Here is a 23,006-nt window from a genome sequence, read left to right as displayed (position 1 = left end):
GGGATAGCGATTATGGAGACCGTCAGGTGGATCATCTCCACGGCCCCTGAAGTCTTTCTGCTCCTGGCCGTCGCCATCGGCACCGTCCTGGGCCGGATCAAGATACACGGTTTTTCGATCGGGACCACCGCGTGCGTCCTCATCGTGGCGGTGCTGATCGGGCAGCTGGGCAACTTCGCGTTCCCACCAGTGTTGCGAACGATCCTGTTCAGCTTGTTCGTGTTCACGATCGGTTACAAGTCGGGACCGGAATTCTTTGCGTCGTTGAGTATCCGTACTTTGGCCCAGGTTGCCATGGCGCTCGTACTCGGGGGTACAGGACTCTTGGTCGTACTCGTCTTCGCTTCCGCCTTCGGGCTCGGTCCGGGCACCGCCTCGGGGCTCGCCGCCGGCGCGCTGACCCAATCCTCTGTAATCGGCACGGCGTCAGGCGCGCTCGCGCAGCTCGGGCTGCCGAAGGCCTTGCTTGAGCAGCAGGAGGCGAACATCGCAGCCGGGTATGCTGTGACGTACGTGCTTGGCTATATCCTGACGCTCATCTACGTCCCGTTCATCGCGCCGAAACTGATGGGGATCAACCTCAAGGACGAGGCGAAGAAGCTCGAGATCGAGCTTTCGGGTGGTGAACCGCCAAAGACCGAGAACCTGCACTACCGGAAATTCCAGGCACGCGCCTATCGCGTCTCGGTGTCCGCGGGTCGCACGGTCAAGGCGATCGAGGAGGAGATCGGCGGCCGGACCGTGATTGAACGCATCGTCCGTCAGGGAAGCGATATTGAGCCTCATCTCGACACCGTTCTCGAAGCTGGCGATGACATCGTGATCGCGGGCCCAACGGCGGCCATCGTTCGCGCGCGCCCGGCGATCGGTACCGAAATTGATGCCGACGAGATCCTGAAGGCTATGCCGGGCAACGTGATCGACGTCCTGGTCGATAGCCGAAAGCTGCACGGCCGCTCGGTACAAGACGTTGCGAACCGCGTTGGGACTGACGCGCGCGGCGTATTTTTGCGCGCACTGACACGAATGGGGCGTGACGTTCCATTGAGTGCGGACACCCGCATCTATGTCGGGGACGTCATGACGCTGGTCGGGACGAGCCACAACATCGAACGCGCTGCAGCGCAGGTTGGACAGATTCTCCGCTCCAGCGACCGCACCGACATTTCCTTCCTCGCGGCCGGCATCGCCGTCGGGCTGCTTGCGGGCCTTGTCAGCCTGAAGATCGGGGGAATCGCGCTGACACTGGGTGGCGGCGGCGGCGCGCTGGTCGCCGGGCTCGTTTGCGGATGGCTGCGTTCCCGCCGACCGACCATGGGCGCAATGCCGCCCGCTGCGCAGCAAACACTGAGCGACCTTGGCCTCGGCGGCTTCATCGCTGCTATCGGCCTCGGCAATGGACACGCGGCCTGGCTGGCAATTCAAACGCAGGGTGGACTGCTGGTCGGGATGGGCTTCGTGGTCACCCTGGTGCCGCTCATGGTCGCAACACTGTTCGCTCGCCACGTGCTCCGCATGAACCCGGTTGTTACCTGCGGTGCACTGGCGGGGGCAATGACCGTCGATGCTGCGGTGACGGGTGTCTGCGAGGTCGCCGAGAGCCAGACGCCGGTGCTAGGCGTGGCCGTGCCCTACGCGGTGGGGAACGTGTTGTTGACCGTGCTCGGTCCGATCATCGTCGCGGCTACGTCTGCCGGCTGAGGGAGGCTGGGATGCGGCTCAACTGCTCGATCCAATGGCGAACGGCAGCGGCCCTGCTCTTGCTCAGCTGCTTCATTGTGCCGGCACGAGCCGCGGAAGAATCCCCGCCACGACGCATCCAGGAAGAAGTCTGGGCGCTGCCTTTGCCACTCCCGATGTTCGCCTATCTCGTCCGGCCGGTCGGCGAAGGTCCCTTCCCGCTGGCGATCATGAATCACGGCGTGTCGCTCAATCCGGCCGAGCGCAGCTTCTTTCCGCTGGTGGAGTTCCGAGACGCCGCAAAATGGTTCGCCCGGCAAGGCTATCTCGTGGTCGCGCCCGTCGGCACTGGATATGGCGCCTCCGCGATCGACATCCCCGAGCGCGGCCTCTATGGCCCGTTCTTCTCGAAGGTCGGCAAATGCAGCAATCCCAATTTCCACGACGCGGGGCTCGCCGTCGCGCAGGTCGATCTCTGGATCATCGATTACATGGTGGCCGAGAAGCGTGTTCTTCCCCAGAATGTCATCGTTATCGGCCAATCGGCCGGTGGCTGGGCTTCGATCGCGCTGTCCAGCCTGAACCCTCCGCAAGTGAAGGCTATCATCACCTTCGCCGCGGGTCGTGGAGGCCGCGTCGGCGGCAAGCCAAACAACAATTGCGCGCCGGACAAGCTCGTTGAAGCCACGGCTGATTTCGGTCGAACTTCACGCATTCCAATGCTGTGGATCTACATCGAGAACGACACTTTCTTTGGTCCTGCTCTGTCCAAGCAAATGCATAACGCGTTCACCGCGGCGGGCGGTAAGGCCGAATATCACCTGATGCCGCCGTTCGGCGATGAAGGGCACTTCTTCATCGGCTCACCGGATTCGATCCCGATCTGGTCGCCACTGGTGACGAAATTCCTTGAGGCGCCTAAGTAGCAGACGCGGGACGTCGGCACTCTGGAGAACTCCCATGACACCATCGGCCCACAAAACAACACCAAGTTGGCTTCGGCGGAGCACGGTGGCTGCACTGCTGTTGCTCTCGACGGTTCTCGATTCCACACATGCTCCGGCCGAGATCAGTCCTCGCGGGCAACGTACGGCAACCGACATCAAATATGGCGCCTGGCAGAAGCTTTGCTTCAAGGCCGCAGGCGCCCCGATGCTTTGCAGAACCTCGATCAAGGGTACATACGAAACGGGGCAAACCGCAGTCCGGATCGATCTGATCAAGCGCGAGGGCGACCGCGCGGCACGGATCCAAGTGTTCGTACCTGTCGGCATGTATTTGCGCATCCCCGCCAAGCTGCAAGTTGACGAGGAAAAGCCCAGCGTGATCCCCTACAGCTGGTGTTTGAGTAACGGGTGCATTGCGGCCGACGTCGCAAGCCCGCGATTTGTCAAGGACATGGAGAAAGGAACGACGTTGACGCTGGAGGTCGTCGATCCCAACTTGCTGTCTCTCAGGACGTCACTGCCGCTCGCACAATTCGCCGCCGCCCACAACGGAGCGCCGGCGCGGACGATCGAGCAGGACATAGACGAATAGGCCAAGGGCGACTTCAGCTGTCCAGTTCCGCTAGTCGAATCCGGTCCAGCAGCACGACCTCCCGTTGTGTCTGCCCATCAAATCGCAACATGTGCTCATCGCGCAGCGACGAAAGCGCGCGCGATACCGTTTCCAGTGTCAGTCCAAGGTAGTCGGCGATGTCGCGCCGTCCCATCGGCAGAACCATCACGTTCGGATGAGCCAGCCGCTCATCCATCTCCAACAGGAATGCGGCGACCTTTTCGAGCGCCGTTTTCCTGCCGAGCAGAAGCATGTGATTTTCGGCGTGCTGCAGATTCCGGGTAACAAGGTCGACCAGGTTGGTCTCCGTCTCGCGCCTTTTCATCACGTCGACGAGGCTGTGCCTTCTCGTAATTCGAACTTCAGTTTCAACGACCGCGTCGGCGCTGAAGCGGTGTGTGCGTCCGTTCTCGAGCCCGAAGATGTCGCCCGGCAGATGAAACGAGTTGATCTGCCTGCGGCCATCCGAGAGCAACTTGTAGGTTCGGATTGCACCAGAGATGACTTGGTAGGCGTATTCCGCTGGCTCTCCCTCGCCGAAGACCTCCGCGCCCCTGCGGTACCGGAATTCGCTACATGCCACCTGATCCCCGGCAAGGGTGGCCAAGGGGCCGTCAATCGATCTGCGGGTCAGTGCATTGGTTCTTACCAGCATCGTCGCACTCCCTTTAACCTGGGCCGATGCTAAGCGGACGGCGGAGGGGCGCATTTGATTCAGGACAAACGGTTGGAACCGGGTTTGCCGACCCCGTAAAAATACGGAGCCCCCCCTACCTGGCCCGCCGAGGCGGCGGTGGCGGCGGCGGAAGCTCACGCTGCCAAATCGTTCCGTTGTCGAATTGGATCGTGAAGCCATCGGGTGTGTAGACAGCACTCATATTGTAGGCGTCGATCCAAATTCGGCTGCCAGGGTAAAACCAATCCGGCCAGGCGCGCGACGCCACTCCGGCTTCAGTCACCAGGTTGAGTTCCGGCCCGTTCTGCGTGATGTGAGCGAACATGCCGCCTCGGCAGGACTGGACGCATTGGTAAGTGCCGGTCAGATCAACGGTTTGGGCGGCCGCGCCCGTCGCCACGAGGGAAGCGACGACGCCAATGATCAATTGCACGCGTTTCATGTCTCAGTACCCTTTCAATAGGATCGAACCGGTTCAGCGGACCGCCAACCATCTGCCCTGCATTCACCGCGCTCTTGATCTGCATCAACCGATTTGAAGCAATGCCGGGCGAGAGGATGACAAACGGTGTCGTCCAGTTCTCTCGATCTCGTCAGGCCGGGCATCCATTTGGAAGGACAACAGCACAGCCAGCGCCAAACGCGCGTCATCGGTATCGCATCCATGATTTGGGGCGTCTCCATCCTCCTCAGCCGCGTGATGGGGCTCGTCCGCGAGCAAATCATCGGCCGTACGCTGGGTGCGAGCAGGCAAGCCGATCTCTATTTTGCCAGCTTCACGTTACCCGACTTTCTGAACTACCTGCTGGCTGCGGGCGCGCTATCGATCGTATTCATTCCGATCTTTGTCGCGCACCTTCAGCGTGGAGATAATGCCCGCGCCTGGACTTCCTTCAGCATCATCGCAAACTTCATTGTGCTGATCTGCATGCTTGGGATCGGGGTTCTAATGATATTTGCTCGCCCTCTGGCCGCACTGGTGGCGCCGGGCATTGTCGATCCGAGCGAATTCGATACGCTCGTTCGTCTTACGCGTATCGTCTTGCCGGCCCAGCTTTTCCACATCGTGGGGGGTCTGCTTTCGGCTGCCCTGATGGCTCAGAATCTTCATACGTTGCCGGCTCTGGCGCCGCTTGTCTATTCGGCCGGCATCATCGCCGGAGGACTCGTCGGCATCGTCTATCCCGATCTCGGCGCCGAGGGATTCGCTTGGGGCGTCCTGATCGGCTCGATCGCCGGCCCTTTTGCCATGCCACTCTACGGATGCATCAAGAGCGAAATGCGCTGGCTGCCGCTGCTGCCAGTCAAAGATCCTGATCTCAGACGCTATCTCTGGCTGTCGGTTCCGATCATGATCGGATTTTCGATCGTGATCGTGGACGAATGGATCGTCAAGAACCAAGCCTCATATCTCGCGGCCGGAAACCTGGCCCATCTGCAATATGGACGGACCTTGATGAAGGTCCCGATCGGGATGTTCGGGATGGCACTCGGCGTCGCTTCGTATCCGACCATCAGCGAGTTGGTTGCCACCGGCGCCGTCGTGAGGGCTTATGCATTGCTGTGCCGCGCGATGCGGCTGATGCTGCTGCTGACATTTGCGGCACAGGTGTGCCTGACAGTCGCCGGTTTCGAAGCCGTCTACCTGATCTGGGGACTGGCCGCTCATCGCTTCAGCCTCGCCGATGCGCAGGATACCGCGACAGTGATGGCCTTTCTCTGCATCGGCCTCAGCGGGTGGGCTGCGCAAACGCTGATCAGTCGCGGCTTCTATGCGCTCGGCAGTACGTGGCTGCCGACGCTGGTCGGCACGGCGATCGCGATTTTGATGACACCGGCCTATATCATGTTACGAGAGCGCGGTGGCGCCATCGGCCTGGCGATCGCGAGTTCGGCGGCCATCGTACTCTACGTCATGGTACTCGGCTGGCTGCAGCGGCGACGTTTCGAAAGGGAGGCGGCGATCCGGGGCACGGCGCTCGATGAATCAGAAGGAATGCTCCGAGTCACGCTCCTCCTGGCGGTAGCAGCCGTCATTGCGATCGGCCTCGGCCTACTCGCCCGCTTCGAATTGCTGCTTTGGCTCCCGGGCGTCGATGCAGGGACCGTGCTGGCCCGCGCGACCATCCTCTGCACAACCAGCTTATGCGTCTACATTGCGACGATATGGCTGTTTCGGGTGCATGAGCTCGAGGAGATTCAGGCGCTGCTTTGGCGGACATTTCGTCCGAAACACACCACCGGCGCTCCTGCAACTGACGAAGATCAAGCTCAGGCCGGTCAGCGTCAAACAAATTGAGACCCCTGTTCCAGTTCGCGCGAGATCCGACCGGTCGAGAGCTCTTGCGTCCTCCGACCAACGGTCGCGGACAAGATCGAGAGGCTTGATGCAAATCAATAGAGTCCGCTTTAACTTCGACAACATCCGCTCACGCATTTGACCGGAGTTGGGGTCATGACGCCGATTTCCCTTGAAGAAGCCGTCGCGATGATCCCGAACGGCGCCAGCATCATGGTCGGCGGCTTTATGGGTGTCGGAACGCCGGCTCGCCTGCTCGACGAAATCGTTCGTCAAGGCAAGCATGGACTGACGATCATCAGCAACGATGCGGCAACACCTGGCACAGGCGTCGGCAAACTATTCGATGCCGCGCTGGTATCTCGCCTGATCGCTACTCACATCGGCTTGAACCCGAGCGCGCAGAAGCAGATGCTCGCCAAGCAGATCACCGCCGATCTCGTTCCACAGGGTACTTTCGCCGAACGTATTCGTGCGGGCGGTTGCGGCCTTGGAGGCGTACTCACGCCGACGGGCGTCGGCACTTTGGTGGCCGAGGGCAAGCGTCTGGTCGAGGTCGACGGCAAGTCATTCTTGCTCGAAGCCGCGTTACGCGCGCAATTTTCGCTCGTCCACGCATTCTTGGCCGACTACCTCGGCAATCTGTCCTATGCGCTAACTGCGCGCAATTTCAATCCGGTCATGGCCATGGCAGCCGACACCGTGATTGTGACCGCCGAGCATATCGTACCGGTCGGCGTGATTGCGCCTGATCATGTCATGACGCCGGCACCGCTGGTCGATTATCTGGTCACGAATCCAAGCGGGTGAAGTCATGGACGCACAGGAGATCATCGCACGTCGCGTGGCACGGGAGCTCCGACCTGGCAATCTGGTAAATCTCGGCATCGGAATTCCGACGCTGGTCGCCAACTATGTTTCGGCTGACCTCAAGGTCTTCTTTCAATCGGAGAACGGGCTGATCGGCACCGGACCGATCCCCGAGCAGGGGTTGGAACATCCCCTGCTCACCGACGCCGGCGGCCGGCCGATCAGTGCGCTTCCGGGCGCCAGTACGTTCGACAGCGCGATGTCCTTCGGCTTGATCCGCGGTGGGCACGTGGATGTCACCGTGCTGGGCGGCCTACAGGTCGACGGGCAAGGTCGCCTCGCGAACTGGATGATTCCCGGGAAGATGGTGCCGGGCATGGGCGGCGCCATGGATCTCGTTGCCGGCGCCAAGCGCGTCATAGTCGCCATGCAGCACGCCGCCAAGGGCAAGTCGAAGATCGTCGTAGAATGCAACCTGCCCGTGACGTCGGCGCGGCCGGTCGACCTTGTTGTGACCGACCTCGCAGTGATCGGCTTCGCCGATGGAAAAGCCACACTGCTGGAGACAGCTCCCGGCGTCAGCGTCGGGGAGATCATGGCTGTAACGGACGCGGAACTCGTCGTCCGCGAAAGCGTGCCCGAAATGAAGATTTGAAACAGGCGAAGCATGCCGATTTTCAACAGCTTCAACGGATGAAATCGGCCGTCGGCACCAGCAACGCTCCAGGCACGCGATGCCCGGCGGCAAGACAAACAACCAGGTCGCATCCTCAATCGATAATGTGATAGCCACCATCAATGTAAAGAACGCCGCCGGTGATCAGCTTGGCGCCGTCAAGCGCCAGGAACGCGGTGGCGTTGCCGACATCATCGATGCTGACGAGGCTGCGCGACGGCGCTTTCGATTGCGCCCTATCCATCAGTTCATCGAACTCAGGTATTCCCGAAGCGGCGCGCGTGGCGAGCGGCCCGGGCGAGATGGCATGCACCCGAATTCCCTTCGGCCCAAGTTCGGCCGCGGCGTAGCGAACTGCCGATTCCAACGCCGCCTTCGCCACCCCCATGATGTTGTAGTTCTCGACGACCATCTGGCTGCCGTAATAGGTCATTGTGAACAGCGTGCCGCCATTCTTCATCAGCCGCTCGGCCAGATGCGCCATCCGCAGGAACGACCAGCATGAGACTTCCATGGTCTTGAGGAAGCCCTCACGGCCGACATCGACGACACGCCCGTGGAGCGCCTCCTTGGGTGCGAAGGCGATCGAATGCAGCAGGAAGTCGAGTTGCCCCCATTCCTTCGTGATGCGTTCGAAGACCTCCTCGATCTGGCCTTCGGTCATTACGTCCAGCGGCATGAAGATCGGTGCTTCGAGCGCTTGGGCAAGCGGCTCGACATGCTTTCTGGCGCGATCGTTGAGATAAGTGACAGCAAGTTCGGCGCCCAGCGCACGAAACGCCCTCGCACAGCCCCAGGCTATGGATTGATCGTTGGCGATGCCGACGATGAGCCCCTTCTTCCCCTTCAACGCGACCTTGGTCTCCGGATAGACGGGAATCATGACATCCTCGCTGGCTTGACGGTACTCGCTGGCGTGCTCTTGAGCAGCGATAAGGTATGCTGCGCGATCATCAACTCCTCGTCGGTCGGCAGGACGTAGACCGGGATCCGGCTATCAGATCGCGAGATGACCTGCGCGTTGCGGCCGTTTAGGTCCGGGTCCAACGTAGCGCCCAACCAGCCAAGCTGTTCGACCACGCGCCCGCGAATGTTGACGGCGTTCTCGCCGATGCCGGCAGTGAAGACGAAAGCGTCCAGACCCTGCATCGCGGCCGCGAGCATCCCCGCACTGAGGCCGATCCGATAGACAAAATAGTCGATCGCCAGCTTAGCCCTGGGATTCTCGCTTGCTTGCAGTTCGCGCATGTCGTTGCTGATGCCGGAAAGTCCCTTCAATCCGCAATCGTGATAGAGCAATTTCTGCACGTTGGACGCCGACATTCCCTTCTCTGAGATGAGATAAAGCACGACGCCAGGATCCAACTGACCGGGTCGTGTGCCCATCGGCAACCCGTCGAGCGCCGTGAAACCCATCGTGCTTTCGACGCTCCGTCCATCTTTGAGAGCACACATGGATGCGCCGCTGCCGAGATGAGCAACGATCACCCTGCGCGGGGCAATCTTGGGAGCAACCTGCCGGAGCGTCTTCGCAATATACTCATAGGACAAGCCGTGAAAGCCGTAGCGTCGCACACCCTCGGCGTGAAGCTGGTGCGGGATCGCGTAATGGTCGGCCACTGCAGCGTGTGTGCGATGAAAGGCCGTGTCGAAACACGCGACCTGGGGCAATGTGGGGAACTTGACGAGGATGGAGCGGATCGGCGCCAGATTATGCGGCTGATGCAGCGGCGCGAGGCCCATGAACCGCTCCAGCCGCGCGAGCACGCCGTGATCGATCAGCACCGGTCCCTCATATTCGGAGCCGCCGTGCACAACCCGATGTCCGACCGCAATCGGTTGAATCCGATGTTCGTCCCTCAGCCAGTCAGCGGCGATCGCCATGGCGGCGGGAACATCCGGCACCGCTTCTATCGGATAGGCCCGCTCCGCCAGACTTTCGCCAATGGCACCGCTCGCCCGCAACCGCGGACGGCTGCCGATGCCGTCCATCTGTCCCTTGATCTGCCGGCGAAGCCTCCCCTCCCCCTCGACCGAGAAGATCTGGAACTTGACGCTGGAGGAGCCAGCGTTGACCACAAGAATTGTGTCCATCGTGTTCACGCGGCAACGGTGGGAGCATGCTGTCGTCGTGCGTGAGCATAGAGCGATGCCACTGCGCACGAGGCCATGCGAGCCCGCGGCGTGTCCGCCCGCGACGTCAGCACCACCGGTACTCGCGCTCCGAGCACGATGCCCGCGCCGTCGGCCTTGGCGAAATACGCAAGATTCTTCGCAAGCATGTTCCCGGCTTCGAGGTCAGGAACGACCAGGATCTGAGCCTGCCCGGCTACTTCCGATTTGATGCCCTTGATCCGGGCAGCGTCCGGATCGACGGCATTGTCGAAGGCAAGCGGCCCGTCAAGGAGACCGCCGGTTATCTGACCACGGTCGGCCATCTTGCAGAGGGCGGCCGCCTCGATCGTCGACGGGATCTTCGACGTCACCGTCTCGACCGCCGATAGGATCGCCACACGCGGCAGCTTACCGAAGCCGGTTTGGGTGTAGAGGTCAATGGCGTTCTGGATGATATCGCGCTTGGCATCAAGATCAGGGAAGATGTTGATGGCCGCGTCGGTCACAAAGATCGTTTCAGCATAGGCCGGAACATCCATCACAAATACGTGGCTGATACGTCGTTCGGTACGCAGGCCACCGGACTTTGCCGTGATGGCACGCATGAGTTCATCGGTGTGAAGGCTGCCTTTCATCAGCATTTCGCCCTTGGCCGCGTGGATCAGCTCAACGCCCCTGGTGGCCGCGGCTTCGCCATCCTCCGCTTCGGCGATTTCGAATCCCGATATGTCGATATCGAACTTCCGCGCGATATCCGTGATCTTGCCCCGCGGTCCGACCAAGACCGGCTGGATAATGCCAGTTCGAGCACTCTCGAACGCTCCGCGTAGGGAAGTCTCGTCGCAGGGATACACCACAACCGTCGGGACTGGCGGCACGGCTCTCGCTGCCGCGATGAGACGATCGTATTTGCTGGGAGACTCCGCCTGCCTTTTCTCGGTCGACATCTGATGCTCCCCGTTCGTTCAGTGACTGCTACGACGCCTTGGCTTTGGACTCGAAGGAAGCGATGACATCTCCCTGCTCCCCGACATCGATGCCGAACAGCGCTGCAACCCGCTGCAAACGTCGTGCACGCTCGCCTGAGATCTCGCCGACGGCGGACAGCACCTCGCGCATAGCGGCAAGCGCCGCGCGGCGCTGGCCGATATCCTCCGGCAGCAACCTGGGGATCGCGGCGAGCGCCCCCTCCTGATCGAGTTGCAGCATGAAAAACTGCTCGCGCACCAGCATCTTGAACTCGGGCAAGGTCAGCCGTGGACCGCTGTAATCCCGACGAACCCGCCGCAGCGCCTCGATGCTGCGTTCATCGATCATTCCGCGCGCCGATCCGATGTACAACAACCCTCGAAGGGCCGCTTCGCGGATTCCGCCCTCGCCGATCCGGGACTTCAGCTCTGCAATCCGTTTCTCAAGCATCGCGCGATGCTCCATCGACATCTCGCGCCGCCGCGATGGTTCGGACCTCGGATCGATACCGAGCGCCGCCTGCAACGCAGGACTGCCATAGAGGTTGAGAAAAAGCGTTTCGCTCAGGGCTTCCTGGGCGTCGCGCCAACTATCCAGCGTGTGGACGATCTGCCGGGATATATGCTCCTGCAGCATCAGGAATGGATTATTCTCGGACGCCGGCCGGCGGTCTTCCGCCACTTTCTCGGCGCCCGATTTCACCGCTGACGAAAGCGGACTCTGACTGCTGAGGAGCTCATATTGAAGCCGCAGCGGATGCAGATTGCGCATGATGTCCGCCACTTGCGGCGTCATCACTCCCTTGATCAAGGGTTGAACGAACTTCCGGTAAGCCGCGAGATTGATCTCCGAGACACGCTTGGCGGCCGCAAAGCGCCGTTCGTCTTCGGCCGAATTGCCTCCCATGGCCCGGATATCGTCGAGCGTGCGCGCCTCACAGCGCATGACCCAATTGCCGATCACCAAATCGGAACTCGCGGTCGTATCGGCCCTGGCTTCGAACGTCGCCTCATAGAGCCCCGGTGGCAGTACGTCGATCAAGTCGATATTGCTGGAGAGCTCGGCATGCTCCTTCTTTGCGACGCCACCGGAAACAAAAATACCGAGATGGCCGACGCTCTGATGGACCGTGTAGACGATGGTCTGCCCATATGCCCTGATTTCGTCGACGTCGGCATAGCAATCGAGGATCCAGTCCAGAGCCTGCTGCGGCGGTGTGATGTTGTCGCCTTCCGAGCAGAACACCACAATCGGCGACCGGATATTGCGCAGATCCACCCGCTGGCCGTCCGACATCTCGATCTCGCCGGCCGCGAGGTTGTTGCCGATGAACAACTCGTCGACGATGAACTGAATCTCCTCGGCATTCAGATTGACGTGCCCACCCCACCAACGCTCGAATTCGAGGTAGCGATCGGCCTCGGTATCGACCTTGGAATAGACGTTGTACTGCTTGGTCCACAGCGTGTTCGAGGGATTCTGGTTCTCGAAGTTTTGAACCAACCACGCGCCGTCGAATTTGCCAGCGCCAAGGTCGCTGGCGAGCGCGGTCAACCAGCTCCCCCCCAGCAGACCGCCCGAGTATCGCATGGGATACCTGCCGTGCACTCCGGCCCAGTAGGCCAGCGGCGCGCCGGCGATGATCAACGGCCCGAATAGCTCCGGCCGCAACGAAGCGAGGATCATGACAGCCCAGCCGGCCTGACAGTTTCCGATCACGCAGGGCTTGCCGTCGGCCTTCGGATGCAGGCTGATGACCTTTTCGATGAAGATCGCTTCAGCCCGCGCGATACGCTCGATCGTTTGTCCGGGCATCGGCTCCGGCAGGAAGCCGACGAAGTAGCAGGGATGGCCTGCTTTCATCGCAACGCCAATTTCGCTGTCCGCCTTGAAACCGCCGATACCGGGACCATGACCGGCACGCGGATCGACGACGATAAACGGCCGCCGCTCGGAATTAATCTGGACGTCCTTGGGCGGAATGATCCGAACGAGCGCGTAGTTGACGGGTTCTCTCAGCGTGCGGCCATCAATGATCAATTCGGCAGCATATTGCAGGACATGCGGCGCAGTTTGCGCGATGTGCTCCTTGTATTGGTCGCCACGTCGACGCATGACATCCAGGAACAGCACGCTCCGTTGACCGGCGTCGACCAGATATTCGACCGCTGACGCGATCAGTCCTGACATCGGGCTATCTGGCAGCTTTGGCAAATCAATCGACATGTGGCGACCTCGCATGTGGCTCCATTGGACGCGGTGTGCGCATCGCCTCAGTTGATCTAGGTCAAGGTTGACCGATCACTTTGACGCCGCCTGTCCCCGATCCAAGCCAACGTCAGCTCCCACGCCACAGACAGGACAATCGGTCCGATGAAGAGGCCGACAACCCCATGAGCGAGCGTACCGCCAATCACACCGATCAGAATCACCAGCGTTGGCGTGCTCAGGCCCCGCCCCATCACCAGCGGCTTCAGGATGTTGTCGAGCACGCTGACGATGCTCAAGAATAGCGTCAGCAACAGCGCCACGGTTGTATCCTTGTCAGTCCAGATCCAGATAATCACGGGCAGGATGACGATTGTCGCGCCGATCTGGACGATAGAAAGTAACAGCACCAGGAACGCCAGAAGGCCGGCGATCGGGATATCCGCCAACTTGAATCCGATGCCGGCCAGCAGCGATTGGATGACTGCCACGCCGATTACACCCTGTGCGACCGCACGGATTGTTGCGCCCGCCAGATCCAGGAAATGCTCGCTTTGTTCCGGCACGATCCGCGACAGGAAGCCTCGGCCCGCCGCCACGAGCTGCTGGCCGTATGGAAACATCAATCCGGCAACCGCGACCGACAAGAGGAACTTGATCGCACCGACACCGGCATCACTGGCGAGGCCGAGCAACGTACCCGCCAATGTCTTGAGGTATGGCGCAAGGTGGCTGAGGAACGGGCGGAGATTAGTCGTCGCCTGATCCCAATACTGGTAGATTTGCGGTCCGATCCATGGCCAGCTCTTGATTGCGGCTGGTGGCGATGGAAGCACGAACTCACCGGCCGTTAGGTGCCCGGCAAAGTCCTTGATTCCTTCCGCGGCGCCGACGCCGAGCCAACCTGCTGGTCCGAGAACAATCGCGAAATTGATTGCAGTGAGGATAACCGCAGCGGCTTTCGGCCGACCGCCGAGAACCTTGGCAAGTCGGATAAAGACCGGATTCAGCGCGACCGCCAGCACGGCGGCCCAGACCAGAATCGTCGCAAACGGGCGGAGCAAGACGACGCTCCAGATGATCAACAGCGCCAGCAATCCCAGTCGGAGCAGAAGCTGGATGATCTCTTCGCCGGTGAGTAGCTGTCGAACCGTCTTCAAGGTTACGCCTTCCGCTACCGTCAAACACCGTTGGAAAGCGAGGGTAGCCAGCATGCTGGCACCGCGATCTTGATCCAGATCAATCGATCATGTGGGCGATCCGCTCCAGCCGCCCACGGGCCCGGCATCCGTCGCCGAGAAAAACGCCGGGCGGCTCACCCTGACGCGCGCAGGCCTGTCGGCTTGGTGCCCGGATCGATCCATATGCTGATACTGACCAGAAGGACCCAGATCGGAAACACCACAAGGCTCCAGTCGATGTAATAGCTGCCCAGCAAAAGAAGTCCCGCGACAGCGTATCCACCATAGGCAAGCCAGCGAGACGTCAGCCCCGTGTAGAGAGCGATGGTCGAAGTGGTGATCATGAAGACGGACGACGTCTTGACGAGATAGATATTGACCATTCCGTAGGCCAGTCCGCGACCGAAATGAAAGGTCGCCGAGTTGATCAGGACATCCGGAGCGGCGTGAAATGAAAGAATGATTGCGCCGATCACCGCTGCGGCGGTGAACAGCATTGCGAGCAACAGCACTGCGCTGCCCAGGAAGAGGGTCGCGAAGAACTGGTCTTCTTGCGCGCCAAGACGCTCGCGCAGGAAGCCGACAAACCAAAGGAACGCAACTCCGGCGAACGGCACGAGATTCAGCGCCAGAGCCACGGTTGCCGTTCCGCTCGCAAGCCAAGCCCCCGGCTCGAGCGGGTCAGCCGGCACGGAACGACGCATCAGCCAGAACACGGCAAGCAGCAGCAATGAGAACAGAACGCCGGCGGCTGCGGCGACCCGCGGTGCCCGCAGCCGCGAAGACGATGGTTCCAGGGGCTCGACGCTCACGATCCGAGCCATCGCGCGGGCTCAGCTGGACGAGTGGAAGCCTCTGCGTCGCCCTCCAAGCGATGCGATAGACCCAGACCTTGCCGGTCCTCGATACGAGCGGCAGCGCGATCCTCGGGATCAAAGCTGGAGCGTTCAATTCCGGAATCGAGATGCTCCAGGTAGGTGTGCACCCCCTTTGCGCGCTCGCTGCTGATGCACCCGGCAAGCTCGACCAGCGCGGAACGCAGGCGTCGCATCACCTGAATGGAGGTCGACCCGAATTGCCGGATTTCGTCAAAGGCCAGCGCCAGGTAATCTTCCCAGGTCGGCATCTGATAGATCACCCGCAACACGCCGTCACGATCGAATGCGCGGCAGGCGTCCAGATCGTGTTTCGCCAATCGCCGCAACAGATCCTCGATCTGATCGATCGCCTGCACTGCCGTGGTGGGATCGTTGATCGCAGGCGACAGAGCCTTGATCGCGACGTCGACCAATAGCCGAATTGCATATTTTGGATCTTGTTCGAAGGTCCGCTGGTCGCCCATATGAATGCACGAGACCAGGCGTCGCTTGAACGCGACAGAATTTGCGACGTTTGCGTGCAGGATCGCGGTATCCTCCAGCAACGTGTCGCCGACGGCGCATTCCATGACAACAAGCCCGTTTACCTGTCGAGCATGCTCGACCAGCTTAGCGATATCGATCGCGATCACCGACTGCGGATTTCCAATGTGTTTGACGGTCAGCGCGTATTCTTCGAACTGCTGCTGCCTTGGAGCAGCCTGCTCCGAAGTCGACCATGGCAGCCCGGCATACGTGCTTGCTATGACGCTTCTGCCAGTATCCCCTAGTTCCTGCAGTACCCGCATGATCTGGAGGTTGTTCAACCGCTGAACCAGTTGTGCGAGCATCAGAACGCTCGCCACCAGCATTGCCGCTACTATCGCCGCGGACAGAAAAGGTACCCCTTGTCCATCTTGGCGATCGACCCAGGCCAGCGTGGCGAGACTGTACATGAATGTCGCAACGAACATTCCCAGCGAGTGAAACAACAGCCGATCGCGCGCAAACCAAATGACAAGACGCGGCGAGTAGACCACCGCATTGAACTGAACCAGGACGAAGGCGATCGAAAACACAATGCCGGTCAGCGCCATCATTCCCGAAGCTACCGCCGACAAATAAGCCTGGGCAGAGGAAATTGACATTTCAAGGCGAGCGGTCAGCAAATTGATCTCAAGGCGGGGCAGCAGAAACCCCGCCGCAATGCTCGCCACCGCGTAGAATGTGGGTATCAGCCAAAGCGGCATTCCACGATCTTTCCCTATCCGGCTCCTTAATCAGCATCGGCCCGATCAATTGTCGTTGTTTGATCTCGATCAACGATCTCTGTCCCGCGGCATGGACTGATTGCTCACTTTCACAGGACGGAGGAGCAATCATGAAGCGCAGCATGCTGGGTAAGCTGGTTCTGGCGGCAGCAGTATTCGGGATCGGAATGTCGGTGTCACCAGGCTGGCAGCACAGCCAAGGTCTTTCTCTATCCTTCGACAGGGCGGAGGCGCGGGTCGGGCGTCCCTTGACTCCTGTATCAGCCGCCGGCGTCGCGCGGCGAACCACGAGGCGTGCGGTCGTCGGCGGCGCCGCTGTCGGAGCGGCTGCCGGCGCCGCGGCTGCCGGCACGGCGTGCGTTCGCGTGCTGGTCAATGGCACTTATGTGTGCCGCTGAGCATCGTCAGTGCATCCGGCATCAGCGGGACGATAACTTCCCGCTGGTGCTCCATGCCTGTCAGCGCTAACCACCAAGATGCCGCGTGAATCTGGATCATGAACTCCGGCCTCGATCCCTCGCCCTCCTTCGAGACGGCTACCAGCCATTGGATTCATCTCGTCGGCGTCGGCATCGAGATCTTTGGGGTTTTCATCATCGTGATGGGAATCGTCTGGTCGAGCCGGTTCATCTATCGGCGCGGCGCAGCACCCCGCTATGACAGCTACAAGATCAGTATCGGGCGATCGCTGCTGCTCGGTCTGGAAGTATTGGTCGCAGCCGACATCGTCAAAACGATAGCTATTGAGCTGACGTTTGCGAGTCTGGGCCTGCTTGCCGGATTGGTCGTCGTCCGCACCTTCCTGAGCTGGACGCTTACGCTCGAGATCGAGGGCCGCTGGCCATGGCAACGAGCGCTGACCGATGCATCCGAGAACCAGCCGCGAAATCATGTAGTGTAGGCAATAGGCCTGCTACTTGAGATCGATCACTTCGTGCAAAACTTGATCATCCTCCGTCTAAGTCATCAAGGACGGCGACCGACATATCGCCTCCGGGTGCATTGCGAGCGCGTCTGAAACAAGGCCACCGCAGAATGCCAGCAAGCGCTAGCAGGCTACGTCGCGCAAAAATATCAACCGGAACGCAGTCGAAGAGATATCGAGGACATCGATCGCGCCGATGTGCGTCGATCCATCTGACCGATATCGGCGAGCCGGGTGATCAGTTTGAAATCGAAGCCGGGATTGACCGCCTCAATGACTATTGGGGTGGCAAGAGCCTGTCGGCGGTCAACGCGCAAACCTGTGCTGGTTACGCGGCGGCATCGCCATGCCCCGAGCTTGGGTACTCGTACGTTGATCTTGAGCGTGGTATCTTCTACCGGAGGCCGATCGGGAAGCGGGCGACCAGGGCGTCAGACGCCATCTCCACTTCCGCGCCGGCTACTTTCTCATTTGCGTCGTTGGAAAAACCGCAAGCTGATCGGCACCTGCTTCGTCGAGTTCAATGGCAAGCCGGTCGCTTCCGTGAAGAAGGGCTTAAAATCTGCCGTGGATTCTGGCCAAGCTGCCCGGGAAAGTCACTCCGCACACGTTGCGTCACACGGCGGCAACCTGGCTGATGCAGCGCGGCGTGCCGATCCGAGAGGCTGCCGAGTTCCTCGGCATGTCGCCGGAGGTCCTGCAGGATACCTATGGCCAGCACCTGACCATCACCATCCCAATCATTTGCACGGGGCGGCGGCAGCCATTGGCCAAAAAGCGCGGTATGTTTCGGCTGTCAAATCGGTGGTTGACTCGGGAACAGCCACCGATGAGAACGAAAAACCTAAGGAAATCTGGTCGGAGTGGCAGGATTCGAACCTGCGACCCCTGCGTCCCGAACGCAGTGCTCTACCGGGCTGAGCCACACTCCGACTGAGAGCCGGGCTTATAGCGTCGGGTTTCGGGGACTGCAAGGGACCACAGGGCACCCAATTGAGGAATCTAGTCACAGTGGATACAGGTCTGAAAACGCACGTTTTGCCCGCCGGCGCCGCCGCCACGGCCACCGCCGCCGGGGTTCTGGCCGAGGGCGGCCTGGTGGCGTTTCCGACCGAGACGGTCTACGGCCTCGGCGCCGATGCCGGCAATGCGGCTGCGATCGCCCGGCTCTACCAGGCCAAGGGCCGGCCGGCCTTCAATCCGCTGATCGCGCATGTCGCCGATCTCGGCGCCGCCCGCCGCATCGCCCTGTTCGACGGCCAGGCCCTGCGGCTCGCGGAGGCGTTCTGGCCCGGCCCACTGACGCTGGTGCTGCCGAAGGCGCTCTCCTGCCCGGTCGCGGAACTCGCGACCGCCGGGCTCGATACGGTCGCGATCCGCATCCCGGCGCACAAGGTCGCGCGCGACATCATCAAGGCGTTCGGCGGTGCTGTGGTAGCGCCGTCAGCCAATCTCTCCGGCCATGTCTCGCCCACCACCGCCGAGCATGTGAACGCCGATCTGGCTGGCCGCATCGACATGATCGTCGACGGCGGCCCGGTCGAGGTCGGGGTCGAATCGACCATCGTCGGCTGCTTCTCCGATCCGGTGCTGCTGCGGCCGGGCGGCCTGACGCGCGCCGAGATCGAGCGCGTGCTCGGTCATCCCCTGCAGTCGCCGCCGCAGGATGCCGAGACCGACAGTCAGCCGATCGCCCCGGGCATGCTCGCCTCGCACTACGCGCCGCGGACACCGGTCCGGCTCAATGCCATCGACGTCCATGTCGGTGAAGCCTTGCTGTCGTTCGGGCCGGCCAAGGTCGCGCGGCGCGAATGCGCCTCGGTGGAGATGAACCTGTCCGAGCGCGGCGATCTCGCCGAGGCCGCCGCCAACCTGTTCGGCTACCTTCGCACGCTCGACAAAAGAAACGCGGATGCTATCGCGGTGATGCCCATTCCCGAGGACGGGCTGGGCGAAGCCATCAATGACCGGCTGCGCCGTGCAGCGGTTGGGCGATAACGAGCATGACCCGGACCAGTGGAAACCGGTTTTCCCTCGCGACAAACGCGACGCGTTTGCGCGGAGGTCATGCGTAGACTAAGAACCCCGGCTGAGTGAAAGACCAAGAAAAAATGAACATCGTCCAATCAGCGGTGCCGCCGCTTCCGCCCGAATTGCTGGAAAAATTCCGCGCCATCGTCGGCGCGAAATATGCGGTAACCGATGCCGCCGACATCGAGCCCTACGTCACCGAGGAGCGCGACCTGTTCCACGGCCGCTCGCCGCTGGTGCTGCGCCCGGGCTCGACCGCCGAGGTCGCCGCGATCTGCAAGCTTGCGACCGAGCACAGGATCGCGCTGGTGCCGCAAGGCGGCAACACCGGCCTGGTCGGCGGGCAGACGCCGCACAACGGCGAGGTCGTGGTGTCGCTGCGGCGCCTCGACAAGATCCGCGACATCGACGTCGAATCCAACACCATGACCTGCGAGGCCGGCGTGGTGCTGCAGATCGCGCAGCAGAAGGCGGCCGATGTCGACCGGCTGTTCCCGCTGTCGCTCGGCGCCGAAGGCAGCTGCACCATCGGCGGCAACCTGTCGACCAATGCCGGCGGCACCGGCGCGCTTGCCTACGGCGTGGCGCGCGAAATGGCGATCGGGCTCGAGGTCGTGCTGGCCGACGGCCGCGTGCTGAACGCGCTGTCGAAGCTGAAGAAGGACAACACCGGCTACGATTTGCGCAACCTGTTCATCGGCGCCGAAGGCACGCTCGGCATCATCACCGCGGCGACCTTGAAGCTGTTTCCGCGGCCGCGCGCGGTCGAGACCGCCTATGTCGGCCTGAACTCGCCCGCGGCGGCGCTCAAGCTGCTGTCGATCTCGCGCAATCAGGCGGCCGGCAGCCTGACGAGCTTCGAGCTGCTCGCCGACATCGCGGTCGACTTCTCGATCCGCCACGGCATCGACATCCGCGATCCGCTCGAGAGCAAGCACCCCTGGTACGTGCTGATGGAATTGTCGTCGTCGCGCGACGACGCGCGCGACACGCTGGAGGCGATCCTCGCCGAGGGCATGGAGGACGGCATCGTCGATGACGCCGTCATCGCGGCCAATCTGAGCCAGCGCCAGGCGTTCTGGAAACTGCGCGACGAGATGTCTGCGGCGCAGAAGCCGGAAGGCGGCTCGATCAAGCACGACATCTCGGTGCCGGTTGCAGCGGTGCCCGCCTTCATCGCGGAGGCCAATGCGGCGGTCGTGAAGCTGATCCCGGGCGCGCGGCCGGTGCCGTTCGGCCATCTCGGCGACGGCAACATCCACTACAATGTCAGCCAGCCGGTCGGCGCCAATGCGGCCGACTTCCTGGCGCGCTGGCACGACGTCAACGCCGTGGTGTTCGAGATCGTGCTGCGGATGGGCGGCTCGATCTCGGCCGAGCACGGCATCGGCGTGCTCAAGCGCGACGAACTGCCCGACGTCAAGGACAAGGTCGCGATCGAGCTGATGCGGCAGGTCAAGGCGATGCTCGATCCGCTCGGCATCATGAACCCGGGCAAGGTGCTGTGACCGTACAGGCGAAAATGCCATCCCCCTCCCTCGCCATCGCACCAATCACCGACGCCGACGTCGCCGAAGTCGTCGCGCTGTGGCAGGCCTGCGGCCTGACGCGGCCGTGGAACGATCCCGCTTCCGATATTGCGCTGGCGCGGCGCGGACCGAGCTCGGCCGTGCTGATCGGCCGCGACGCCGGCGTGATCGTGGCGACCGCGATGGTCGGTCATGACGGCCATCGCGGCTGGGTCTATTACGTCGCGGTCGACCCCAACCGCCAGGGCAAGGGCCTTGGCCGGACGATGATGGCCGCAGTCGAGGACTGGCTGCGCGCGGCCGGCGTGCCGAAGCTGCAATTGCTGGTGCGGCGGGAGAACGCCAAGGCGAGCGCGTTCTACCAGACGCTCGGCTATGAGGAATCGACCTCGGTAATGCTGGCCAAATGGCTCGACGGCCGCGAACCGACGCCGTGACAGATTGAGGATTGACGCATGAGCATCGCCGACCGCGTCCGCGTCAAGCACGTCGAGCTGCTGTCGAAGCGCCGCTACGAGCTGACGAGCGCGACCTTCGACTACCGCCGCAGCAATGGCGAATGGCAGACCCAGGTGCGCGAGGTCTACGACCGCGGCAACGGCGCGGTGCTGCTGCCCTACAATCTGAAGGCCCGCAGCGTGGTGCTGGTGCGCCAGTTCCGCTATCCCGCCTTCGCCAACGGCTATGATGATCTCCTGATCGAGGCCGCCGCCGGCCTGCTCGACGATGCCGCGCCGGAAGAGCGCATTCGCGCCGAGGCGGAGGAAGAGATCGGCTACCGCCTCGATCACGTGCGCAAGGTGTTCGAAGCCTTCATGACGCCCGGCGCAGTCACCGAGAAGCTGCATTTCTTCGTCGCCGAATACGACGCTGCAATGCGCGTCGGCGACGGCGGCGGGCTTGCCGACGAGGGCGAGGACATCGAGGTGCTGGAGCTTGCGATCGACGACGCACTCGCCATGATCAACGACGGCCGCATCGTCGACGCCAAGACCATCATGCTGCTGCAATACGCAGCGCTGCATCTGTTCAGGTAGGTCCCGTCGCGTTCCGGCTTAGGCCCGAACGCGTGACCAGGCTGAGTGGCACTCGCAAGAGACGGTGCGCCCGCTCTCGCGCCTGCGGGCAGGGCAATCGCGGGGGACGTTGCCAAAATATCGAAAACAACCCCATGCAAAGCAGCCAGTGGCCAGCCGGCCGTTCGACCAGGCCACTTGACACGTCGGGCAACTCACGGATACGCTTCTAATATTCCGAAATCACGCAAGCGTCCTACTGCATCGTGATCGCAAGTCCGCTCAGATCGGCGTTGGCCATCAGGCCGACCTGGTGGCCGGTCAGCTCCAGCACCGCGCCCTTCTGATTGGTCAGCACGATCGCACGCGCGCCGCGGCCGACGGCAAGCCCCGCACCCGCTGCGCCGTAAACGCCGGCGACATCCGACGGACGGTTGATGTTGCTGACGCGGCCGCGCAGCACGGTCTTGGAGCCGCCGAACACCAGGCCATAATCGAGACCGCCGGTGGACAGCCGATAAGAGCGACCGCGGAACGTCAAAACGCCGCTGCCGCCGGAGCCGCCGATGATCCAGCCGGCCTTGTAGATCGTCAGCGTCACGAAGCCGCTGTCGGCACGGGCGGCGGTGGAGAAAGCCAGACCCGTGAACGCCAGCAGCGCGACCAGCGCGGCGCGAAGGGTGGATGAAAGTTTCATGTACGGTCTCCCCAAGGTTTACCCACGTCGATCTGCGCGCGTCGCGACGCGGGCACGAATCGCAACGCGCCGACTGTAGCAAGCGTACAATCCTGCGCAATTTGACACAGCGTCGGCCGGTTTGTCCGCGCAACCGGCATTGAACCTGTTCCCGGGATTGCAACACTCACTGCATGTCCGGGGCGATCGGCCCCTGAGCTCCAGGATTGCCCCGCGGAGCATTCACATATTCAAACCGGAGATTTCCCATGCGTCGTCTTGCGATCGCCTGCGCCACCATTGCCGCCACTGTGTCCGTGCTTGCCGCTGCCAGCCCCGCCAGCGCCAACCCGTATCATCTGATCCGCTGGCAGGACACCGGCTTCTGCCAGATCTGGGACCAGAGCATCCCGACCACGCCGTGGCCCGCGAACTTCGCCGTCGTCAGCGAGGAGCTGCCGACCTTCGACGCCGCTTTCACCTACAAGACCGGGCTTCTCAACAACGGCACCTGCTCGTTCTGAGCG

At 61.9% G+C, this 23,006-nt stretch carries 23 protein-coding genes and 1 tRNA gene; 13 read left to right on the top strand and 11 right to left on the bottom strand.

Annotated elements, in window-relative coordinates; all coding sequences use genetic code 11:
• The first annotated feature begins 12 nt into the window (after positions 1-12).
• The 3 genes from CK489_RS18455 to CK489_RS18445 all read left to right on the top strand — a co-directional run bounded on the left by CK489_RS18455 (position 13) and on the right by CK489_RS18445 (position 3,219).
• Positions 13-1,701, top strand: coding sequence for an aspartate:alanine exchanger family transporter (locus CK489_RS18455; RefSeq protein ID WP_095733218.1), 1,689 nt, complete (start codon positions 13-15; stop codon positions 1,699-1,701).
• Between the two features lie 11 nt (positions 1,702-1,712).
• On the top strand, positions 1,713-2,606 hold the full coding sequence (locus CK489_RS18450) for an alpha/beta hydrolase family protein (protein ID WP_095733217.1): 894 nt from the start codon (positions 1,713-1,715) through the stop codon (positions 2,604-2,606).
• An 85-nt stretch (positions 2,607-2,691) separates the two neighbouring features.
• A complete protein-coding gene (locus CK489_RS18445) occupies positions 2,692-3,219 on the top strand; it encodes an invasion associated locus B family protein (RefSeq protein ID WP_245350413.1) in 528 nt (175 codons plus the stop codon).
• A 13-nt stretch (positions 3,220-3,232) separates the two neighbouring features.
• Here the strand turns inward: CK489_RS18445 and CK489_RS18440 are convergent, their stop codons facing one another.
• Positions 3,233-3,895, bottom strand: coding sequence for a helix-turn-helix domain-containing protein (locus CK489_RS18440; protein WP_095733701.1), 663 nt, complete (start codon positions 3,893-3,895; stop codon positions 3,233-3,235).
• A 115-nt stretch (positions 3,896-4,010) separates the two neighbouring features.
• Positions 4,011-4,358: a hypothetical protein gene (locus CK489_RS18435; protein ID WP_050627740.1), complete on the bottom strand. Its 348-nt coding sequence runs from the start codon at positions 4,356-4,358 to the stop codon at positions 4,011-4,013.
• Between the two features lie 126 nt (positions 4,359-4,484).
• Between CK489_RS18435 and murJ the strand changes: the two genes are divergently transcribed.
• The 3 genes from murJ (at position 4,485) to CK489_RS18420 (ending at position 7,680) form a co-directional block, all read left to right on the top strand.
• Entirely contained in the window at positions 4,485-6,215 is a 1,731-nt protein-coding gene (murJ, locus tag CK489_RS18430; protein WP_245350412.1) for a murein biosynthesis integral membrane protein MurJ, read from the top strand.
• 156 nt (positions 6,216-6,371) lie between these two features.
• Positions 6,372-7,025 (top strand): CoA transferase subunit A, encoded by a 654-nt coding sequence (locus CK489_RS18425; protein WP_095733215.1) that lies wholly within the window; start codon positions 6,372-6,374, stop codon positions 7,023-7,025.
• 4 nt (positions 7,026-7,029) lie between these two features.
• Positions 7,030-7,680, top strand: coding sequence for a 3-oxoacid CoA-transferase subunit B (locus CK489_RS18420; RefSeq protein WP_050627742.1), 651 nt, complete (start codon positions 7,030-7,032; stop codon positions 7,678-7,680).
• A gap of 115 nt (positions 7,681-7,795) precedes the next feature.
• Here CK489_RS18420 and fabI read toward each other — a convergent pair whose 3' ends face one another.
• The 7 genes from fabI to CK489_RS18385 all read right to left on the bottom strand — a co-directional run bounded on the left by fabI (position 7,796) and on the right by CK489_RS18385 (position 16,281).
• A complete protein-coding gene (gene fabI / locus CK489_RS18415; RefSeq protein WP_095733214.1) occupies positions 7,796-8,584 on the bottom strand; it encodes an enoyl-ACP reductase FabI in 789 nt (262 codons plus the stop codon).
• Complete coding sequence (locus tag CK489_RS18410; RefSeq protein WP_095733213.1) at positions 8,581-9,795, bottom strand: acetate/propionate family kinase; 1,215 nt, start codon at positions 9,793-9,795, stop codon at positions 8,581-8,583. Before CK489_RS18410 ends, fabI begins: the two co-directional genes overlap by 4 nt.
• A gap of 5 nt (positions 9,796-9,800) precedes the next feature.
• Positions 9,801-10,763 carry a phosphate acetyltransferase gene (locus CK489_RS18405; protein ID WP_050627744.1) on the bottom strand — a complete coding sequence of 321 codons (963 nt, stop codon included), beginning with the start codon at positions 10,761-10,763 and terminating at the stop codon, positions 9,801-9,803.
• A 28-nt stretch (positions 10,764-10,791) separates the two neighbouring features.
• Positions 10,792-13,011: a DUF3141 domain-containing protein gene (locus tag CK489_RS18400; RefSeq protein ID WP_095733212.1), complete on the bottom strand. Its 2,220-nt coding sequence runs from the start codon at positions 13,009-13,011 to the stop codon at positions 10,792-10,794.
• Positions 13,012-13,067: 56 nt separating this feature from the next.
• Entirely contained in the window at positions 13,068-14,153 is a 1,086-nt protein-coding gene (locus tag CK489_RS18395; RefSeq protein WP_245350411.1) for an AI-2E family transporter, read from the bottom strand.
• A gap of 155 nt (positions 14,154-14,308) precedes the next feature.
• Positions 14,309-14,998 (bottom strand): hypothetical protein, encoded by a 690-nt coding sequence (locus CK489_RS18390; protein ID WP_095733211.1) that lies wholly within the window; start codon positions 14,996-14,998, stop codon positions 14,309-14,311.
• Positions 14,983-16,281 (bottom strand): DUF2254 domain-containing protein, encoded by a 1,299-nt coding sequence (locus tag CK489_RS18385; RefSeq protein ID WP_095733210.1) that lies wholly within the window; start codon positions 16,279-16,281, stop codon positions 14,983-14,985. The genes CK489_RS18390 and CK489_RS18385 overlap by 16 nt, the downstream gene beginning before the upstream one ends.
• 131 nt (positions 16,282-16,412) lie before the next feature.
• Here CK489_RS18385 and CK489_RS18380 point away from each other — a divergent pair, with 131 nt between their 5' ends.
• The gene (locus CK489_RS18380) at positions 16,413-16,700 is read left to right on the top strand and encodes a hypothetical protein (RefSeq protein ID WP_095733209.1); all 288 of its coding nucleotides are present in this window, start codon (positions 16,413-16,415) and stop codon (positions 16,698-16,700) included.
• 98 nt (positions 16,701-16,798) lie between these two features.
• Entirely contained in the window at positions 16,799-17,203 is a 405-nt protein-coding gene (locus CK489_RS18375) for a DUF1622 domain-containing protein (protein WP_094193881.1), read from the top strand.
• Positions 17,204-18,082: 879 nt separating this feature from the next.
• Here the strand turns inward: CK489_RS18375 and CK489_RS18365 are convergent.
• Positions 18,083-18,159, bottom strand: a tRNA-Pro gene (locus tag CK489_RS18365).
• A gap of 79 nt (positions 18,160-18,238) precedes the next feature.
• On the opposite strand from CK489_RS18365, the gene CK489_RS18360 reads away from it, so the two are divergent.
• The 4 genes from CK489_RS18360 (at position 18,239) to CK489_RS18345 (ending at position 21,824) form a co-directional block, all read left to right on the top strand.
• A complete protein-coding gene (locus CK489_RS18360) occupies positions 18,239-19,225 on the top strand; it encodes an L-threonylcarbamoyladenylate synthase (RefSeq protein WP_095733208.1) in 987 nt (328 codons plus the stop codon).
• Positions 19,226-19,338: 113 nt separating this feature from the next.
• Positions 19,339-20,766 carry an FAD-binding oxidoreductase gene (locus CK489_RS18355; protein WP_095733207.1) on the top strand — a complete coding sequence of 476 codons (1,428 nt, stop codon included), beginning with the start codon at positions 19,339-19,341 and terminating at the stop codon, positions 20,764-20,766.
• A 14-nt stretch (positions 20,767-20,780) separates the two neighbouring features.
• Positions 20,781-21,224, top strand: coding sequence for a GNAT family acetyltransferase (locus tag CK489_RS18350; RefSeq protein ID WP_198960954.1), 444 nt, complete (start codon positions 20,781-20,783; stop codon positions 21,222-21,224).
• A gap of 18 nt (positions 21,225-21,242) precedes the next feature.
• Positions 21,243-21,824, top strand: a complete 582-nt coding sequence (locus tag CK489_RS18345; protein ID WP_050627750.1) for an NUDIX hydrolase — start codon at positions 21,243-21,245, stop codon at positions 21,822-21,824.
• A 235-nt stretch (positions 21,825-22,059) separates the two neighbouring features.
• Here CK489_RS18345 and CK489_RS18340 read toward each other — a convergent pair whose 3' ends face one another.
• Positions 22,060-22,500: a hypothetical protein gene (locus tag CK489_RS18340; protein WP_050627751.1), complete on the bottom strand. Its 441-nt coding sequence runs from the start codon at positions 22,498-22,500 to the stop codon at positions 22,060-22,062.
• A 248-nt stretch (positions 22,501-22,748) separates the two neighbouring features.
• On the opposite strand from CK489_RS18340, the gene CK489_RS18335 reads away from it, so the two are divergent.
• Positions 22,749-23,003, top strand: coding sequence for a hypothetical protein (locus CK489_RS18335; protein ID WP_050627752.1), 255 nt, complete (start codon positions 22,749-22,751; stop codon positions 23,001-23,003).
• Positions 23,004-23,006 lie beyond the last annotated feature (3 nt).

It is taken from the genome of Bradyrhizobium sp. UFLA03-84, from assembly GCF_002289535.1.
GTDB lineage: Bacteria > Pseudomonadota > Alphaproteobacteria > Rhizobiales > Xanthobacteraceae > Bradyrhizobium > Bradyrhizobium viridifuturi.
Note: the sequence above shows the minus strand (reverse complement) of the source record. Positions and strands in the feature narration are given on the sequence as shown.

Bases quoted from the DNA above. Each gene is read 5' to 3' on its own strand.
- CK489_RS18455 (WP_095733218.1), top strand. From the start codon at position 13: ATGGAGACCGTCAGGTGGATCATCTCCACGGCCCCTGAAGTCTTTCTG.
- CK489_RS18450 (WP_095733217.1), top strand. From the start codon at position 1,713: ATGCGGCTCAACTGCTCGATCCAATGGCGAACGGCAGCGGCCCTGCTC.
- CK489_RS18440 (WP_095733701.1), bottom strand. From the start codon at position 3,895: ATGCTGGTAAGAACCAATGCACTGACCCGCAGATCGATTGACGGCCCC.
- CK489_RS18435 (WP_050627740.1), bottom strand. From the start codon at position 4,358: ATGAAACGCGTGCAATTGATCATTGGCGTCGTCGCTTCCCTCGTGGCG.
- CK489_RS18425 (WP_095733215.1), top strand. From the start codon at position 6,372: ATGACGCCGATTTCCCTTGAAGAAGCCGTCGCGATGATCCCGAACGGC.
- CK489_RS18420 (WP_050627742.1), top strand. From the start codon at position 7,030: ATGGACGCACAGGAGATCATCGCACGTCGCGTGGCACGGGAGCTCCGA.
- fabI (WP_095733214.1), bottom strand. From the start codon at position 8,584: ATGATTCCCGTCTATCCGGAGACCAAGGTCGCGTTGAAGGGGAAGAAG.
- CK489_RS18410 (WP_095733213.1), bottom strand. From the start codon at position 9,795: ATGGACACAATTCTTGTGGTCAACGCTGGCTCCTCCAGCGTCAAGTTC.
- CK489_RS18405 (WP_050627744.1), bottom strand. From the start codon at position 10,763: ATGTCGACCGAGAAAAGGCAGGCGGAGTCTCCCAGCAAATACGATCGT.
- CK489_RS18400 (WP_095733212.1), bottom strand. From the start codon at position 13,011: ATGTCGATTGATTTGCCAAAGCTGCCAGATAGCCCGATGTCAGGACTG.
- CK489_RS18390 (WP_095733211.1), bottom strand. From the start codon at position 14,998: ATGGCTCGGATCGTGAGCGTCGAGCCCCTGGAACCATCGTCTTCGCGG.
- CK489_RS18385 (WP_095733210.1), bottom strand. From the start codon at position 16,281: ATGCCGCTTTGGCTGATACCCACATTCTACGCGGTGGCGAGCATTGCG.
- CK489_RS18380 (WP_095733209.1), top strand. From the start codon at position 16,413: ATGAAGCGCAGCATGCTGGGTAAGCTGGTTCTGGCGGCAGCAGTATTC.
- CK489_RS18375 (WP_094193881.1), top strand. From the start codon at position 16,799: ATGAACTCCGGCCTCGATCCCTCGCCCTCCTTCGAGACGGCTACCAGC.
- CK489_RS18355 (WP_095733207.1), top strand. From the start codon at position 19,339: ATGAACATCGTCCAATCAGCGGTGCCGCCGCTTCCGCCCGAATTGCTG.
- CK489_RS18350 (WP_198960954.1), top strand. From the start codon at position 20,781: ATGCCATCCCCCTCCCTCGCCATCGCACCAATCACCGACGCCGACGTC.
- CK489_RS18345 (WP_050627750.1), top strand. From the start codon at position 21,243: ATGAGCATCGCCGACCGCGTCCGCGTCAAGCACGTCGAGCTGCTGTCG.
- CK489_RS18340 (WP_050627751.1), bottom strand. From the start codon at position 22,500: ATGAAACTTTCATCCACCCTTCGCGCCGCGCTGGTCGCGCTGCTGGCG.
- CK489_RS18335 (WP_050627752.1), top strand. From the start codon at position 22,749: ATGCGTCGTCTTGCGATCGCCTGCGCCACCATTGCCGCCACTGTGTCC.